Origin of the sequence: Spongiibacter sp. IMCC21906 (assembly GCF_001010805.1) — a bacterium.
Taxonomy (GTDB): Bacteria; Pseudomonadota; Gammaproteobacteria; order Pseudomonadales; family Spongiibacteraceae; genus Spongiibacter.
Genome location: NZ_CP011477.1, coordinates 3143772 through 3159523 on the forward strand (window position 1 = coordinate 3143772; position 15752 = coordinate 3159523).

Annotated in this window: 14 protein-coding genes; 9 read left to right on the forward strand and 5 right to left on the reverse strand. The window is 56.7% G+C overall.

The genetic code is table 11. The features are described from left to right. The first annotated feature begins 319 nt into the window (after positions 1–319). Complete coding sequence (locus tag IMCC21906_RS14530) at positions 320–1276, forward strand: arsenic resistance protein (protein WP_047012778.1); 957 nt, start codon at positions 320–322, stop codon at positions 1274–1276. A gap of 15 nt (positions 1277–1291) precedes the next feature. Here IMCC21906_RS14530 and merA read toward each other — a convergent pair whose 3' ends face one another. The 3 genes from merA to merT are packed head-to-tail and all read right to left on the reverse strand — an operon-like array spanning position 1292 to position 3392. After that, positions 1292–2719 (reverse strand): mercury(II) reductase, encoded by a 1428-nt coding sequence (merA, locus tag IMCC21906_RS14535; RefSeq protein WP_369795844.1) that lies wholly within the window; start codon positions 2717–2719, stop codon positions 1292–1294. A gap of 15 nt (positions 2720–2734) precedes the next feature. After that, entirely contained in the window at positions 2735–3031 is a 297-nt protein-coding gene (merP, locus tag IMCC21906_RS17110) for a mercury resistance system periplasmic binding protein MerP (protein ID WP_047012780.1), read from the reverse strand. 10 nt (positions 3032–3041) lie between these two features. After that, on the reverse strand, positions 3042–3392 hold the full coding sequence (gene merT / locus IMCC21906_RS14545; protein ID WP_047013463.1) for a mercuric ion transporter MerT: 351 nt from the start codon (positions 3390–3392) through the stop codon (positions 3042–3044). Positions 3393–3489: 97 nt separating this feature from the next. On the opposite strand from merT, the gene merR reads away from it, so the two are divergent. Then, positions 3490–3894, forward strand: a complete 405-nt coding sequence (gene merR, locus IMCC21906_RS14550) for an Hg(II)-responsive transcriptional regulator (protein WP_047012781.1) — start codon at positions 3490–3492, stop codon at positions 3892–3894. A gap of 153 nt (positions 3895–4047) precedes the next feature. Here the strand turns inward: merR and IMCC21906_RS14555 are convergent, their stop codons facing one another. Together IMCC21906_RS14555 and IMCC21906_RS14560 are read right to left on the reverse strand one after the other, a co-directional pair. Beyond that, entirely contained in the window at positions 4048–5112 is a 1065-nt protein-coding gene (locus tag IMCC21906_RS14555; protein ID WP_197085908.1) for a PepSY domain-containing protein, read from the reverse strand. Between the two features lie 9 nt (positions 5113–5121). Next, positions 5122–7236: a TonB-dependent receptor gene (locus tag IMCC21906_RS14560; RefSeq protein WP_047012783.1), complete on the reverse strand. Its 2115-nt coding sequence runs from the start codon at positions 7234–7236 to the stop codon at positions 5122–5124. A gap of 387 nt (positions 7237–7623) precedes the next feature. On the opposite strand from IMCC21906_RS14560, the gene IMCC21906_RS16905 reads away from it, so the two are divergent. From IMCC21906_RS16905 to nhaA, 7 genes are all read left to right on the forward strand, one after another. Next, positions 7624–7968: a DUF2946 family protein gene (locus IMCC21906_RS16905; RefSeq protein WP_156166060.1), complete on the forward strand. Its 345-nt coding sequence runs from the start codon at positions 7624–7626 to the stop codon at positions 7966–7968. Between the two features lie 62 nt (positions 7969–8030). Then, entirely contained in the window at positions 8031–9446 is a 1416-nt protein-coding gene (locus IMCC21906_RS14565; protein WP_082117493.1) for a TolC family protein, read from the forward strand. After that, positions 9443–10489, forward strand: coding sequence for an efflux RND transporter periplasmic adaptor subunit (locus IMCC21906_RS14570; protein WP_052763556.1), 1047 nt, complete (start codon positions 9443–9445; stop codon positions 10487–10489). Before IMCC21906_RS14565 ends, IMCC21906_RS14570 begins: the two co-directional genes overlap by 4 nt. Positions 10490–10504: 15 nt before the next feature. After that, positions 10505–13606: an efflux RND transporter permease subunit gene (locus IMCC21906_RS14575; RefSeq protein WP_047012785.1), complete on the forward strand. Its 3102-nt coding sequence runs from the start codon at positions 10505–10507 to the stop codon at positions 13604–13606. A 15-nt stretch (positions 13607–13621) separates the two neighbouring features. Further along, positions 13622–13963, forward strand: coding sequence for a P-II family nitrogen regulator (locus IMCC21906_RS14580; protein WP_047012786.1), 342 nt, complete (start codon positions 13622–13624; stop codon positions 13961–13963). Between the two features lie 166 nt (positions 13964–14129). Beyond that, on the forward strand, positions 14130–14324 hold the full coding sequence (locus IMCC21906_RS14585; RefSeq protein ID WP_047012787.1) for a DUF6316 family protein: 195 nt from the start codon (positions 14130–14132) through the stop codon (positions 14322–14324). Positions 14325–14398: 74 nt separating this feature from the next. Further along, entirely contained in the window at positions 14399–15751 is a 1353-nt protein-coding gene (gene nhaA / locus IMCC21906_RS14590) for a Na+/H+ antiporter NhaA (RefSeq protein WP_047012788.1), read from the forward strand. The last annotated feature ends 1 nt before the right edge of the window (position 15752 follow it).

Here is a 15752-nt window from a genome sequence, read left to right on the forward strand (position 1 = left end):
CCGGTTGCGTATGGACTACGAAATCACCAGACGCCAAGGTTGCCCATCAATTACAGTAACAGCCTTATCGATTATTTGAGAATACGCGGTTTTTCTCATTACTTCCTGAATGATTCATCTACCTGAGCCGAAAACCACCGGATCAGAAAAACGACCCGCATTAAGGAACGCTTAACTTCGCTCGCAACTTCCAATCAGCGAAAAGATACCCAATCTCCAAAGCTCATTACATCCTGATACTACGCAGACCATCTCAAGCGCTTTCATTGCGCACCAATGATACTATCGTGCCCTCGAAAAACAGCAGGAACAGCTTTAAATGCGCGAACAACTGGAGCGATATCAGGTCTGGATTTATCTGGTTGCCATCCTGGCCGGCATGGCCATCGGCTGGGTATCACCAAAACAGACCCGTCATTGGGAGATGTTGTTTTGGCCAGCCCTGGGTGTTCTTCTGTATACCACTTTCACTCAGGTACCACTGATACATCTCAGGTCGGCATTTCGTGATCGCCGCTTTCTGGCCGCTTTGCTGACGGGCAATTTTATTCTGATACCGGTGCTCGTTGGTCTTCTGTTGTGGCTGTTACCGGATGATCCCGCTATTCGTCTCGGCGTGCTGCTGGTACTGCTGGTGCCCTGTACGGACTGGTTTATCAGTTTTACCCATCTTGGCGGCGGGGACGGGGCCCGGGCCATCGCGGCCGCACCTATTCTTTTGCTGGTCCAGCTCATTTTGCTACCCATTTATATCTGGCTCTTCATGGGCAATATCGCCATTGAGCTGGCGGTTGGCAGCCACTTGCTGCCAGCCTTCTTCGGATTGATTGTCACCCCGCTGATCCTGGCCTGGTTAACCGAACGGTTGACGGAAAAACACCCGCGCGCGCAAACACTGGTGGACTGGCTTGGGTGGCTGCCCGTGCCGTTGCTGGCATTGGTGGTGTTTCTAATTGCCGGCTCCCAGGTCAGCCTGGTGATCGACAATGGCGCCCTGCTGTGGTCGGCGCTTGTGGTTTTTGTACTTTATCTGGTTGCCGCCGCTACCATCGGCAAGGGGCTCAGTGAGCTATTCGGGTTCACGCCCACTATCGGCCGCACCCTCACCTTCAGCCTCGGTACCCGCAACTCCTTCGTCATGCTGCCGCTGGCGCTGTCACTGCCGGAGCCCTGGCGTGCCGCCATCGTTGTCATCGTCTTCCAATCCCTGGTCGAGTTGTTTGGCATGGTGGCGTATCTGCGTTGGCTGCCGCGCCTGATCAGGAATGCCGACTGAGCCGGGAACGCAGCCTTACCCGGCGCAACAGGACAATTGAGTCACATCCGTGGTAAAAGTCTGGGCGCAGAGCTTGAGCCCTTCCACCGTGGTCAGGTAGGGAAACAGCTCTTCAGCCAATTCCTGCACGGTCATATTGGCCCGCATCGCCATTACTGCCGTCTGGATCAGTTCTCCAGCCTCGGCGGCAACTGCCTGCACTCCCAGCAAGCGGCCTGAATCCTGTTCGGCCACCATTTTGATAAAGCCATGGGTGTCGAAATTCACCAAGGCGCGCGGCACGCTGTCCAAACTGAGCACGCGAGTATCGACCTGCAACCCCTGCGTGGTCGCCCGCTCTTCCGTCAGGCCAACAGTCGCCACCTGCGGATCGGTAAAAATCACCGCAGGCATGGCACTGAGATCGAGCATGGCCTCGCCACCGGTCATGTTGACCCCGGCCCGGCTGCCTCCGGCGGCGGCCACATAGACGAACTGCGGTTGGTCGGTGCAATCGCCCGCCGCATAGATATCCGGCACGTTGGTTTGCATTCGCTCATCCACCTGAATCGCGCCACGCACTGTCTTTACGCCGATCTGTTCTAGGTTCAGCTGTTCGGTATTGGGTGTGCGCCCGGTGGCGATCAACAACTGCTCTGCTCGCAGTTCACCCGCGTTGGTGTCCAGTATGAACTCGCCATCGGAGTAATCGACCCGGCTGGTCTGAGTCCGCAGCAATACCCGAATGCCTTCCCGCTCAAACGCCTTCCGAATGGCATCGCCAACAGCCGGATCGTCACGGGAAAGCAGTCGGCTGCGCACCAGGATGGTTACCTCACTGCCCAGCCGCGCAAAGGCCTGGGCAAGCTCCAATGCCACCGCTGATCCCCCGATCACCAACAGATGCTTCGGAATGACGGGAAGCGACAAGGCGGAGGTGGAAGTCAGATACGGCGTATCGGCCAACCCTGGAATGGGTGGGATCGCCGGTCGCGCACCCACCCCAATAAAGGCCCGATCAAATTCGATCCGCCGCACTTCGCCCTCCGGGGTGGTGACGGCGAGCGCATTGGCCGCCACGAATTGCGCTGTTCCCTGGATCAGGGTAATGGCCGGGTTGTCACGTAGAATACGGGCATATTTAGCCTCGCGCAGCGCTTCTACCAATCCCTGTTGTTGCTCCAGCAGTCTGGCACGATCTACGAGCGGTGCCCCGGCGCCGAGTCCATCGTCAAAGGGGCTATTTCGTCGAAGGTGAGCGATATGCGCCGCTCGGATCATGGTCTTCGACGGTACGCATCCGGTATTCACGCAGGTGCCACCAAGGGTGGCTCGCTCGATCACGGTTATCCGGGCGCCGCGCTCCGCCGCCTTCAGCGCGGCGGCCATGGCGGCACCACCGGTACCGATGACAGCAATGTGAATCGCTTGCGCTTCACTCATGACAGTTTCCTCTCCGAAAATTACCCTACAATCTCATTACTTCTGATCTGCCGAGCTTTGTTTGAGGATAGAGGGATAACCGGCATTGGCCGTGGCCTCCGTCAACTCTGTAACGGAGGTTTGCGTGTCCTCGAAGGTGACCCTGGCTTCGCGCCGCGCGAAGCTGACATTGACATCCCTGACACCATCAATCCGCTTGAGCGCAGTCTTGACGGTGATCGGACAGGCGGCGCAGGTCATACCGGGCACATCCAGCGTGACGGTCTGCTCCGCGCCCCAGAGGGGCAGACTGAACAGGGCAAACAGTGAACTTACAAGCAAGAACTTTTTCATTTCTGGTCTCTCAATAAAACAGGGGTAGGACATAGGGGAACACCGCGGCGATGGCGATCAGCAACGCTACGAACCAGAAGGCGGCTTTGTAAGCGCCATGCACCCTGGGTGCAGCGCACACATCGCCGGGTTCACAAGCCCTGGCGGGCCGGTATAGCTGGCGCCAGGCAAACACCATGGCCACCAAGGCGGCCGCCAGAAACCAGGGACGGTAGGGTTCCAATGCGGTTAAATTACCGATCCAGGCGCCGGAAAACCCCAGCACCACCAACACCAACGGTCCCAGGCAACAGGCAGAGGCCAGCAAGGCTGCAACACCCCCGGCAAGCAACGAACCGCGTCCCGGTTTGGATTCAGGCATGGGCAAATCTCCTGTTGTTTTATTCACCACTGTGGCAAGCTTACCTCCGTAGTTGACTACGGAGTCAAGCATCGTGTCCGGTTCTAAATCCACCTCCATGACCATCGGCAGTCTGGCCAAGGCCGCAGAGATAAACGTCGAAACCATTCGTTACTACCAACGGCTGGGGCTGATGACAGAGCCTGATAAGCCCTTAGGTGGAATCCGCCGCTACGACGAGGACGCGCTGGCACGGCTTCGATTCATCCGCAGGGCGCGATGGCTGGGATTCAGCTTGGAGGAGATCGGAGAACTGCTGAAACTCGAAGACGGCACCCATTGCGACGAGGCCAAAGCACTGGGCGAGCGCAAGCTGGGCAACGTGCGAGACAAGATCCGCAGTCTTCAGCAAATTGAAGGCGTGCTCGACCAACTCGTCGAGGAGTGCTGTACCCAGAAGGACAGTGTCACCTGCCCGCTGATCGCATCCCTCCACGAGGGGTTTGAAACAGTTGCTCAATGATGGAGATGCCGGGCAATCGATTACCAAAACTACTGGAATGGCATGTGCCAAGTCCAAAGACAGTAAAAATGCGCTAGCCACCCAGTAAACGGAGCAAGTATATTTGCGCCTGGGCGATTCAGCTCATCAGACTCTATGCCCGTAGCAGTTCACTCAAATTCTGGGAGGAACGCTGATCCCATGGCGGTCCATCCAGAACCTGACAACCACAAGGCTCCCCAGCATCGTGACAACCAGTCCGACCAGGGTCATTGCTAACTGATAGACAATGCCGCCGACCTTGGCGGCGTGGACCGGGTAGACGAGATTATTCACCCGGACCCCCAGGGGCATTGTAAGCGCGTCCTTCGACTCGACGAGATCGCCGGTCTGCGGATCAAACCAGAGTAGCGTCCGTCCATTGGGCAGCCACTCTTCCGGCTGCTTCATTCTCAGCCCTACGAGATCACCGGTAGCCTGCGGTATCGAAATCAGGCGCAGGCTCGCGTCTGGAAACGCTTGTTGTGCCCGGGTGATAATGTTTGCCCAGTCAATGTCTGCGAAATCACTCCCGGAAACAGCTGGAGGCGCGACGGCGGCCTGCATCTCGTCAACGGAAGAAAACGGCGATAACAGCCACAGCGCCACCGGGCGCCAGGCCATCATCATGCCAGTAAGCATTACCACTATCAGTAACGGAGCAAACAGCGCGCCAAGGTTGCGATGGTGTTTGGTGAGATCCCGCCGGGAAAACGACGTTGGCCACAGCCTCCACGAAAAGTGCCGCCGCGTTCGCCACCAAAGGAAAAGTCCACTCAAGGTAAAAAACAGGCCCAGTAAGGCCAGCAACCCACCCAGGGTTGTTCCGTTGGGCCCCAGCAAAAGATCGTGGTGTAAATCAAACAGCCACAACTCCAGTCGCTCCAGTCGGGATGCCCAGTGGGTTATGACATTGCCCAGGTTATCACTGTAAAAGCCGGTCTGCCGTCCGGTGGAAACCAGATTGACAGCAAGCTCAGGACTGGAAAACACAACATACCTGGCTTCGCCGTCGCTCTCCTGCAACGCCCGTTCCACAATTCGGGTGAGACTCTCAACTCCCGTTGCGGGAACCCCGGCTTCATCTGCCAGGGTCCAGCGCAACCACTGGTTTTTCCAAACCAGTAGTGCGCCGGAAAGCCCGAAGAGGGAGAGAGCCAGCCCGAATACAGCTCCAACCCATCGATGAAGGGTCAGCAACGTTCTCACTTAGAATGTTTTCTGCCACCCCAGACTGACGGCCCGCCCACGGCCGGCGAAATAGGTGCTGTTATTCACGTAGGTCAGGGTTTGCGAATAGTAGGTGATGTAATCCTCGTCGAGGAGGTTTTCGATGCCGAGGGTAAAGTTCCCCAGGCTTGCATCCCGGTATGAAACTACTGCATCCACTACGCTGTAACCGTCGAACTCGTACTGAGGCAGGCCGCCGTCGAAATCCCGATCCAACAGTTTTGAGTATTGCAAACGGCCGTGCCAGTTGGCAGCGAGGGGGGCTTCAACATAGATATTGATACGATCCGGCGCGATATTGCGGCCATCCAGATCCTTGTCCACTGAACCGTCGCCGTCGCTGTCGAAACGGCCTTCCAACTGGCTGTAGGCGATTCCAGTGCTGACGCCTGAGTCGAAGTGGTAAGCGGCTGATACTTCGAGTCCCTCAATTTCGGTTTTTTGCCGGGTGATTTGACCGACACCGTCTACCACCAGGATGCGAGACCCCAGGTCTGAATCCGACCAGAAATAACTGGCCGCTATGTCCAACCCACCCCGGCGGTAATTGATGCCGGTTTCCAGGTTATCAGCCACGACGGGTTGTAGGTCGACCAGTTCGTCAATGGTTTGCCCCGGGATATTTACACCCCGTAGGATCAACCCGGCGTCGGGCATGGTAAAACCTTCCGCGTAGGAGGCAAAAACCGTCAGGTCTTCCGTTACGTCAAAAACGATGCCCGCATTGCCCAGCAGCTCTTCAAAGCTCGGCTCGCCACCCTCGACAAAGGTGTTGTTGGCCCCGGCAACGGTGGTGAAATCCGGTACTTCCAGTTCAACATTTTCGAAGCGACCGCCGAATGACAGACGCAGGCGGTCATCCACCAGGCGCTGCTCCAGCTGCACAAAGGGCGCCCAACCCTTGTAGATCATTTCCGGCACCCACAAACGGTCCGTTTGAGCCAGTTCCTGATAGGTCTTGTCGCGCAGATAATCGACACCCGCCGCCACTTGCAGTCCATCCCAGAAGGTGTTGTCGCGAACAAAGGTCAGCTTGGTGCCGTATTTCTCCGAACTGAGGGCGGACTGGTCAAACAGGGTACCCGCCGGAGCGATGGCCGGGTCCTGGAACGCGGGGAACGTGCCACCGCCGTACAGGGCATAGAAGTCATAGTAGAAACCCCGCAGGGTCAATTCGCCCCCAAACAGGTTGGCGTGACTGTAGGCCACAGACAGGTTCAGGGCCTCGTTGTAGGTGGGATCACCCTCACCCTTTCCGCTCTCGGAGGTGGCTGGAATACCGGCAAGTGCATCTCCATCAACCACGCGGTAATCACCATCACCGTCCAGGTCGAAATAATTGCCCGTCACCTCAATGCGCTGGTATTCATCCAGATCCAGCCCGGCCTTGGTGAAAATGTTCCAGGTTCGGCTATCCATGGTGTCACCCTGGATAGGGTCGACTGCTATGGGATCACCGTTGCCGTCGTAGTACAGGTCCTGGACATCGTGAGCGACGCCAAAAACCACATCCGTATTGTCGAATTTCTTGCCCAATAACCCGGATAGCTTGTAATGAAAGCCATCGCCTTCGAAGTTATCACTGGTCACTCTCGTTGCTACCTTTTGAAGCAAATCACCACTTTCCGGCGCATCAACAGTCACGTAGTTGATGACACCACCGGTGGCGCCCACTCCCTGAATGGCATTGGCGCCGTATATGACTTCGACGCGGTCGATAAAGGCAGGATCAATCGTAAAACCACTGCGCTTGCCGTTGCGCAGCGGTGTCGACTGCGGGATACCGTCGGCCATGTAAAGGGGTGTTCTGCCCCGCAACGTGACGCCATTACTGGTCATTTTCTGGTGTGCGGGCGTCAGGCTCGGGACAGCAAAGCTAAGCCCGTCGAGCAGACTGGTACTGGTGGCCAGCTGTGCCTCCAGGGCTTCCCGGTCAATCACTTTTACCGTGTTGGGTATGGCCGTAATCGGTTTATTGGTTCTGCTGGCGGATACGATCACTTCTTCCACTTTATTGACGTCGGCAAAGACGCCGCTCGCAGCCAGGGTGTTGCATGCCGTAACAATATAGGCGGCAGGTTTTCTCCAATTCATGCGTGTTCCCGTTTTTCAAAGTCAGAATGTGTTGAGTCGACAGCCCAGGGAGTGACCGGGACGGATCGGCGCCATAATAAATGATATTAATTCTTATTTGCAATATGAATAAGAATTAATATCATTTGATCAGATGACTTGTCGGATAAAGGGAATAGAGTGAAATGGGAAATAGAAGTGCGAATTTGAGGTTGCAGAAGCACAAGGTGATACTTAACAGATCAGCTGCTAAAAGCAGCTTAACCCTCTACTTATCGGGCCCGTTATAAGTGGGGAGATTACCGCTAGATTTGTCTCAGATGTATTGAATCTGCACGACTAAGTTGACCGAACCTTGATTTATGGTAGACTTCTGCCCTCTTCACACAGGGGTCACTTGATAACCGAATGGCAAAAAACTGGACGCTAATACTGTTTGCGGTCTTGATGGTAGTGCAATCACTATCCATCGCCGCTGATGTATTGCCCATCCATTCGGATCACCAACCCCATGAGTTGGCGGATATGTCCGGGGGAGACGGTTCAACCCAAGCGACAGACCCGTCACCGGGATCAGACCACAACACACCGCCCGGCCATTGCCACTCCTGCCATTGCCATGGCTCTCATATGCTGCTGTCCATGCCGCTGCCCACGCTGCCGACTGCCTCATCTAACCAGGTCACACTACGCTATACCGTCGACCACCCCTCTCCCTCCATCGCTGCGATCCTCCGTCCGCCCATAGCCTAACCTCACTTTCCGGTCCTCGACCGGCACCAGGATTTTTCAAAAATCTTTACGTGAGGTAATTCATGTCCATGCTATTCCGTTTGCGTCCGGATTCAGGCCGAAGCCTGATAATCCGGACAACGCGCCTGCTGATTTGCGGCGCGCTGCTAAGCCTGTCCGGGCTTATCCAGGCCGCTGACCGCGACCCGGTAACACTGACGCTAGCCGAGGCGTTCGCCCGGGTCCTCAGTGATAACCCCGAATTGGCGATGTATCCCTACGATATTCGCGCGGCCGAGGCGCGGGCCCTCCAGGCCGGGTTCCGACCCAATCCACAGGTCTCCCTCGATGTCGAAAATATCGCCGGTAACGGCGAGTTCTCGGGCACCGACGCCATGGAAACCACCCTGGCGCTTAGCCAGGTCATTGAGATGGGCGGCAAGCGCCCTCTGCGCCGGGATGTCGGCCAGTGGCGTCGCCAAACCCTCGAGCGCGATTACGAACTGGCCCGCCTCGACGCACTGTCGGCGGCGGCCAGCCGTTACCTGGAAGTGGCGCAAACCCAGCGCCTGCTGGCTTTTGCCCGGCAAGTCGTGGACTTTACCAGCGCCGCAGAAAACGTCGCCCAAAGGCGGTTTGACGCTGGCAGCGCCAGCCGGGCCGAACTGAGCCGTGCCCGCACGGATCTGATGCAGGCCAAGCTGGCGGTGAGCAATCTCACCGTGCGCCTTGGCAATGCCAAGCGGCGCCTGGCGAGCCTGTGGGGCGAAACCTCGGCGGATTTTGGTGATGTAGAGGCCGAACTCTTCGCGTTAGCGCCGACGCCTGAGTTTGCCAGCGTCCAACTCCAACTGGAGCGGGCCCCGCAGCTGCAACAGTTTATAACCCTGGAAAGACTGCGCCAGGCCGAACTGGACCTGGCCATTGCCCGGGGCCGGCAGGACATCGAAGTCGGCGCGGGCATCAGACGGGTCGAGGGAACCGGCGATACGGGTGTGGTTTTTTCGTTTTCCATGCCTCTTGGCGTCTCTAACCGCAACCAGGGCGACATCAGGGCCGCGCGGGAGGATCTGGCGAAACTGGATCTCGAAGAGAAGGCTACCCGGGTAAAGGTTTTTACGGAACTGCGCAATGCCTTCGCCCAACTGGAACAGGCTCGCGAGCGGGTTACCCTGTTACGTGAGCAGATACTGCCCGAGGCACAGCAGGCACTGGCGCTGATTCAGGAAGGCTACGGCGACGGGCGTTTTTCCTATCTGGAACTGGTGGAAGCCCGGCGCCAGTTGCTGTCCTTCGAAACCGAGGCGGTTGCCGCCGCCACCGATTTTCACCAAACCCTTATCACCCTGGAGACCTTGACCGGCCAGCCGCTTACCGGGGAGCGCCTATCACTCTACCCCACCGACGGGGCCAATGATTTCCGGTCCAATCTGCGTCTGCCCACACTGGACAGCATCGATGATGAAGGGTCTCTTTCGCCACAGGATGAATCACAATGAACAAGTTACTGAATTATTTAATGAGCGGCTTGCTGCTTGCTGCCATGGCATCTCAAAGCGCAATCGCCGCCCCATCGGATCAAGCCGCTCACACCGAAGAAGGGGCTCAGCACTCAGATGAAAAGCACCACTCGGAAGAGGAACATGCCGGGGAAGATCACGCTGAAGATGAAGGCGACCATGCCGAAGAAGCCGGTCATGAAGGCCATGAAGACGAAGAGCCCGAGCTGACTTTTAGCGCCGACCTGCTACGGGACTTTGGTGGTGAAATCGCCACTGCTGAAGCCGGTGTGATTCGCCAACAGGTCTCGCTGCCCGGCGAGGTGAAACTCAACGAGGAGGCCGTGGCTCATATCACGCCCCGCTTTGCGGCAAAGATCGTCGAGGTACAGGCAAAAACCGGTGACCGGGTCAAGGCTGGCGATGTACTCGCCGTGGCCGAGAGCTCCGAGACCCTGTCTCGCTTTCAGCTGAAATCCCTGATCGACGGCGTGGTTATCAAACGCCACGTCACCCTGGGGGAACACCTGGCGCCCGACGATACCGCTTTTGTCGTCGCGAACCTGTCCACCCTGTGGGTGGATATCGCCCTCTACCCCAAGCAGGTGCCGCTGGTAAAAACAGGGCAGCCGGTGCGAATCACCACCAGCCATGGCCCCGCACCCGTGGAGACCAGCTTGGACTATGTGGCGCCGCTGGTAGACGAGGCCACCCGCACAGGCTTGGCGCGGGTTTTCCTGGCCAATCCTGACAATGACTGGAAGCCGGGCATGTTCATTGAAGGCCAGATTACCCTGGGTGAATTTCCTGCCGCGGTGGTGGCACCCAGGACCGCCGTTATCGACGTTGAAGGCCAGTCAACCCTATTCGTTCAACACGACGGCAGCTGGGAACCTCGCCCGGTCAAGCTCGGTCGCGGGGACAGTGACTCGGTGGAGATTCTGACGGGCCTCGACGCGGGTGAACGCTATGTCGCCAAGGGTGGCTTCGTGCTCAAGGCACAGCTACAGAAAAGCGAATTCGAATCCGGTCACAACCACTAATCGCGGGAGCACAGTATGCAAACTCTTATTCGTTTTGCGCTGGAGAACCGACTGTTAGTGGTCGTGATCTCTCTGGCGATGCTTATCGGCGGTTACTTCGCCTATCGAACCCTGCCGGTGGATGCCTACCCGGATATTTCACCAGCGTTGGTGCAGGTCTTTGTGGAAACCGAAGGTCTGGCGCCGGAGGAAGTGGAAAAATACGTTACCTACCCCATTGAAAGTGCCATGAACGGCCTGCCGCAACTGGATCATGTGCGGTCGATCTCCAACTTCGGCTTGTCGGTGGTCAATATCTACTTCGAGGACGGCACCGATATTTACTTCGCCCGCCAGCTGGTGGGGGAACGGTTGCAGGTGGCCCGGGAGGCTATTCCCGACGGCTTTGGCGAGCCGGTGATGGGCCCCATCACTACAGGACTCGGCCAGATTCTGTTCTACGTGCTGGAGGACACCAGCGGACAATACAGCAATACCGAGCTGCGGGAGATCCAGGACTGGATCGTCAAGTTCAACCTGCAGACGGTAAAGGGCGTTACCGAAGTTCTTTCCATCGGCGGTGAGGTCAAGCAGTTCCAGGTGCGTATCGACCCCGACGCGCTGATCCGCTACGACGTGTCGCTGCCCGACATCAAGGAGCGCATCGAGGCCAACAATGCCAACGCCGGGGCCCAGTTCATCGTCAAAAACGATGAGCAGTACATCGTGCGATCGGTGGGTCTGGCCACGGATCTTGAAGCCCTGCGCAACATTGTGGTGAAAACCATCGACGGTACACCCGTCTACCTGCACCAGTTGGGCGAACTGGACATCGGCGGTGAAATCCGCCGCGGGCTCACCAGCAAGGACGGCGAAGGTGAAGTGGTCGTGGGCATGGTATTGAAGCTCATTGGCAGCAATACCTCCCAGGTGATCGGCGCCGTCAAGGAGGAGCTGGCCACCATCAATGCCAACCTGCCGGAAGGTATCGAGGTGCAGCCCTATTATGACCAGGCGACCCTGGTCAAGGCGGCTGTCAGTACCGTTATCAATGCACTACTGCAAGGCATTATTCTGGTGGCGCTGGTGCTGTTGGCGTTTATGGGCGGGTTCAGACCTAGCCTGGTGGTGGCGCTGTCGATTCCGTTCTCCGTCGGCTTCACCTTTCTCGCCATGAAATTCTTCGACATCTCCGCCAACCTGATGTCGCTGGGCGGGATTGCCATCGCCATCGGCATGATGGTGGATGGTGCGGTGGTCGTGGTGGAGAATATCGACCGGATGTTGCGCGAATCCTCCCCGGACGAATCGCGCCTGCACCTGGTGGCGCGGGCCTGCCAGTCAGTGGCGCGCCCGATTCTGTTTGCCATCAGCATCATCATCATTGTGTTCCTGCCGCTGTTCACCTTGCAGGGGGTGGAAGGGGCGACCTTCCGGCCACTGGCCTATACCGTAGCGGTGGCCATGCTCGGATCCCTGTTCTTTGCCCTGATCGTGGCACCGGTGGCCTCCTCCCTGCTGATGAAGCGCCCCGAGACAGACCCCGACAAACCTCGCAAGGACATTGTCAGTTTGCTGCTAAAAGGCTACCAACCTCTGGTGGAGGCCATGGTGGCACGCCGCTGGATTGCCGTGACCCTGGCGGCAGTGGTCCTGCTCATCGGCGTTGCTGTCGCCCCGCGGCTGGGCTCGGAATTTGTGCCCCGCTTTAATGAAGGGGATTTGCTGATCCGCGCCACCATGGCGCCGTCCATTTCGCTGGAAAAAGCCGAGACGACGATTGGCGTATTCGAGCGGCAATTGATGGCAGCGTTTCCGGAGGTCACCCAGGTGGTGTCGCGCATTGGTCGGGGTGAAGTCGGCGCCCACGCCGATCCGGTGAACAACGCGGAGATTTTTGTCGCTCTCAAGCCCCAGGACCAATGGCAAAGCGCGGAGACGCTGGATGGCTTGTATGCGGCCATGAGCGAGAAATTCGCGGATTTCCCCGGCGCGCAATTCAACTTCACCCAGCCCATTGCTGCCGCTGTGGATGAACTGCTCACCGGCACCAAGGCCGAACTGGCCGCCAAGCTGTTTGGCGATGACCTGGATGTGCTGGTCGAGAAAGCACAGGCTATAGAAAAGGTGATGCGCACCGTGCAGGGCGCTCAGGATGTTCAACGCGACCAAATCGGCGGTACGCCGCAATTGCGCATTTCGTTGAACCGGGAGGCTATTGCCCGTTATGGCCTCAATGTCAGCGACGTGCAGCGCACCCTGAGCGTCGCCGTGGGCGGCAGCGAAGCCGGACAGGTGTTCGAGGGTATCCGCCGCTTTGACATCTATGTGCGGCTTAAGGAGCCCGCACGCAATCGAGTCGATGTCATCGGGCAGCTCATTATCGAAAATGCCACCGGGCAGCGTATTCCCCTGGAGGAACTGGCAACCATTGAGGAAGTAGTCGGGCCGCGCCAGATCACCCGAGAAAACAACCAGCGCTTTATCACCATCCAGACCAATGTCCGCGACCGGGATATTGGCTCCTTCGTGGCTGAAGCCGATGCCGCAATTGCCAAACAGGTGGATTTGCCGCCGGGCTATTTTCTCAAATGGGGCGGACAATTCGAACTCCAGCAGCAAGCCAACAAACGCTTGATGATCGTGGTGCCCATTACCCTGGCACTGGTGTTCCTGATGCTGTTCGTCAACTTCAGGTCCCTGCGAAACGCCTTGTTGATCATGCTCAATATCCCGCTGGCGCTGGTGGGCGGTATCGTCGGTCTATGGCTAAGTGGCCAGAGCCTCTCGGTGCCGGCCTCGGTAGGGTTTATCGCCCTGTTTGGTATCGCCCTGGAAAATGGGCTGGTGTTGGTGAGTTACCTGAATGAGCTGGTCAGGGACGGCGTGTCTATTGCGGAAGCCAGTGTGCGGGCGGCCTGCGCCAGGCTGCGCGCGGTGATCATGACCGCCGTGACCACCGCTCTAGGGCTTTTTCCGTTGCTGTTCGCCACCGGCACCGGCAGCGAAGTGCAGCGGCCATTGGCGACCGTCGTGGTCGGTGGACTGGTGACGGCCACCATACTGACCCTACTGGTTCTTCCCGCACTGTATCACTGGTTTGCCGACAAGCCCGCTGATATGAGCGAATCCCATTAACCTGGAGCGATTGTCATGCAAGAGATCAAAGCCTATATCAAACACCGCAAACTAGAAGCCGTGACCCTGGCCCTGCACCGAGTGCAGGGCGTCACCGGCATGAGTGTCGCCCACGTTGTCGGCTTCGGCCGCAGCAAAGTCAATACCAGCGCCGCCAACCCGATCGATGGCGCGGGGGATTTTGTCAAGCACGTGAAAGTGGAAATCGTGTGTCACGATCAGTACGTGGACGAAGTCGTCCGCGTACTGAAAACCGTGGCGCACACCGGACTGCGAGGAGACGGCCGTATTTTTGTCAGCGACGTCAATCGTGCGATCCGGATCGAGGACGGTGCCGAGGACGATACGGTTGTCTGAGAAAAGAACCCGCCCTCTTCAAGCGGGCGGGTTCCATTTCAGCTGTCGCTCCCTCTGCGCCTGATGATTTATCTTCAACAGGAGCTGTGACTCATGACCTTGTACAGTCCGTTCAAGCCGTTTTGGATGGCTTTACCGTGCAGGGTTATGACGACAGGACAAGATTATGAGTGATTCACCCAAGCATCGAAAAACTGACCCGAAGAATGCTCCCTCCTTTCGAACACATCGTATCCACGCCATCAACAGTGAATGGTATTTTTTAACCCGTGAAGGTCAAAATATCGGGCCATTCCCGAACAAAAAAGCGGCAGAAGAAGGCCTCGCAGAATTCCTGAAAGCTGTCAAGAAGGATGAGTAAACACTGGCCCAAAATCCACAAAGTTATCGATACAAAAGTCCGTTACCGTGAGCCGGAAGAAATCAGGTAAATCCATGACCCAGTCAGTAGAAAGAAACAGCATTGATCTAGCCTATAAAGCAACTGGCCGTAAGTTTTTGGACAGGGAAACCGCCGGAGGGCTGCTTCTGATTGGAGCCACCGTCATCGCTCTGGTGTTGGGTAATTCTCCCTGGGCAGACGCTTATCACCACTACCTTAAAGATGAACTTCTTTTTGAGCTGTCCGAGCATTTTACTTTCCGTCTGACACTCGAAGAGTGGATCAACGACGGCCTTATGGCCATATTCTTTCTGGTGGCTTCTCTGGAACTGAAGCGGGAAATTCTGGTAGGCGAATTGTCATCCCTAAAGAAAGCCTCCATGCCACTTTTGGGAGCGCTTGGCGGGATGGTCGTCCCGGCCCTGATTTTTGTCGCCCTGAATGTTGACACAGAAAATATAGCCGGCTGGGGTATTCCGATGGCGACTGATATTGCTTACTCCTTAGGCATTATCGGATTACTGGGAAAACGCGTGCCTTTGCAACTTAAAATCTTTTTGGTTGCACTGGCTATAGTCGATGATTTGGGAGCCATACTCGTCATTGCTTTGTTTTATAGCAATGACCTGAGTTGGTTATATTTAGGGGCAGGAGCAGGCACTTTCACTCTATTGATACTATGCAATCGCCTTGGCGTAAAAAATCTTTTTTGGTACCTATCGGGAGGCGTCGCTTTGTGGTACTGCTTTCTGAATTCAGGCGTTCACCCCACCATTGCCGGCGTACTGATTGCCATCACCATACCCGTAAAACCCAAATTGGACAGTAAAACCCTGAAAGAACGCACCGCCAGAAATGTTGCGGCACTGGAAGAGACGGACATAGAAAACCGTGACCCATTCCAGGATAGTCGTCAACGAAAAATTCTAGAAGCCATAAAAAAAGACACTGAAAACTCAAGCCCACCACTACTGAAACTGGAAAATGCGCTAATTGATTTTAACGTCTTTTTCATTATCCCTGTCTTCGCTATTGCTAATGCGGGCGTTAAATTGGATGTCAGTTTATTGGAGGTGGTATCGGGTTCCCTGGGCCTGGGTATATTGTTAGGTCTCGCGCTTGGAAAGGCATTAGGAATAAGCCTCTTCGCGTTAATCGGTGAAAAGCTGGGCATAGCAGAATTGCACAGTTCACTGAGATGGCGGCATGTGGTTGGCATGGGCATGATAGCCGGCATTGGATTTACCATGTCGCTGTTCATCACCAACCTGGCATTTAGCGACCCTGAATTGGTCAAGATATCCAAGATCAGCATCCTGTTGGCGTCGCTGATTGCCGCCGTTGTCGGTGTTGCCACGTTGTTGATCGGCACTGCGCGAGATAGCCACGAAAACAGGAAGAAATAAA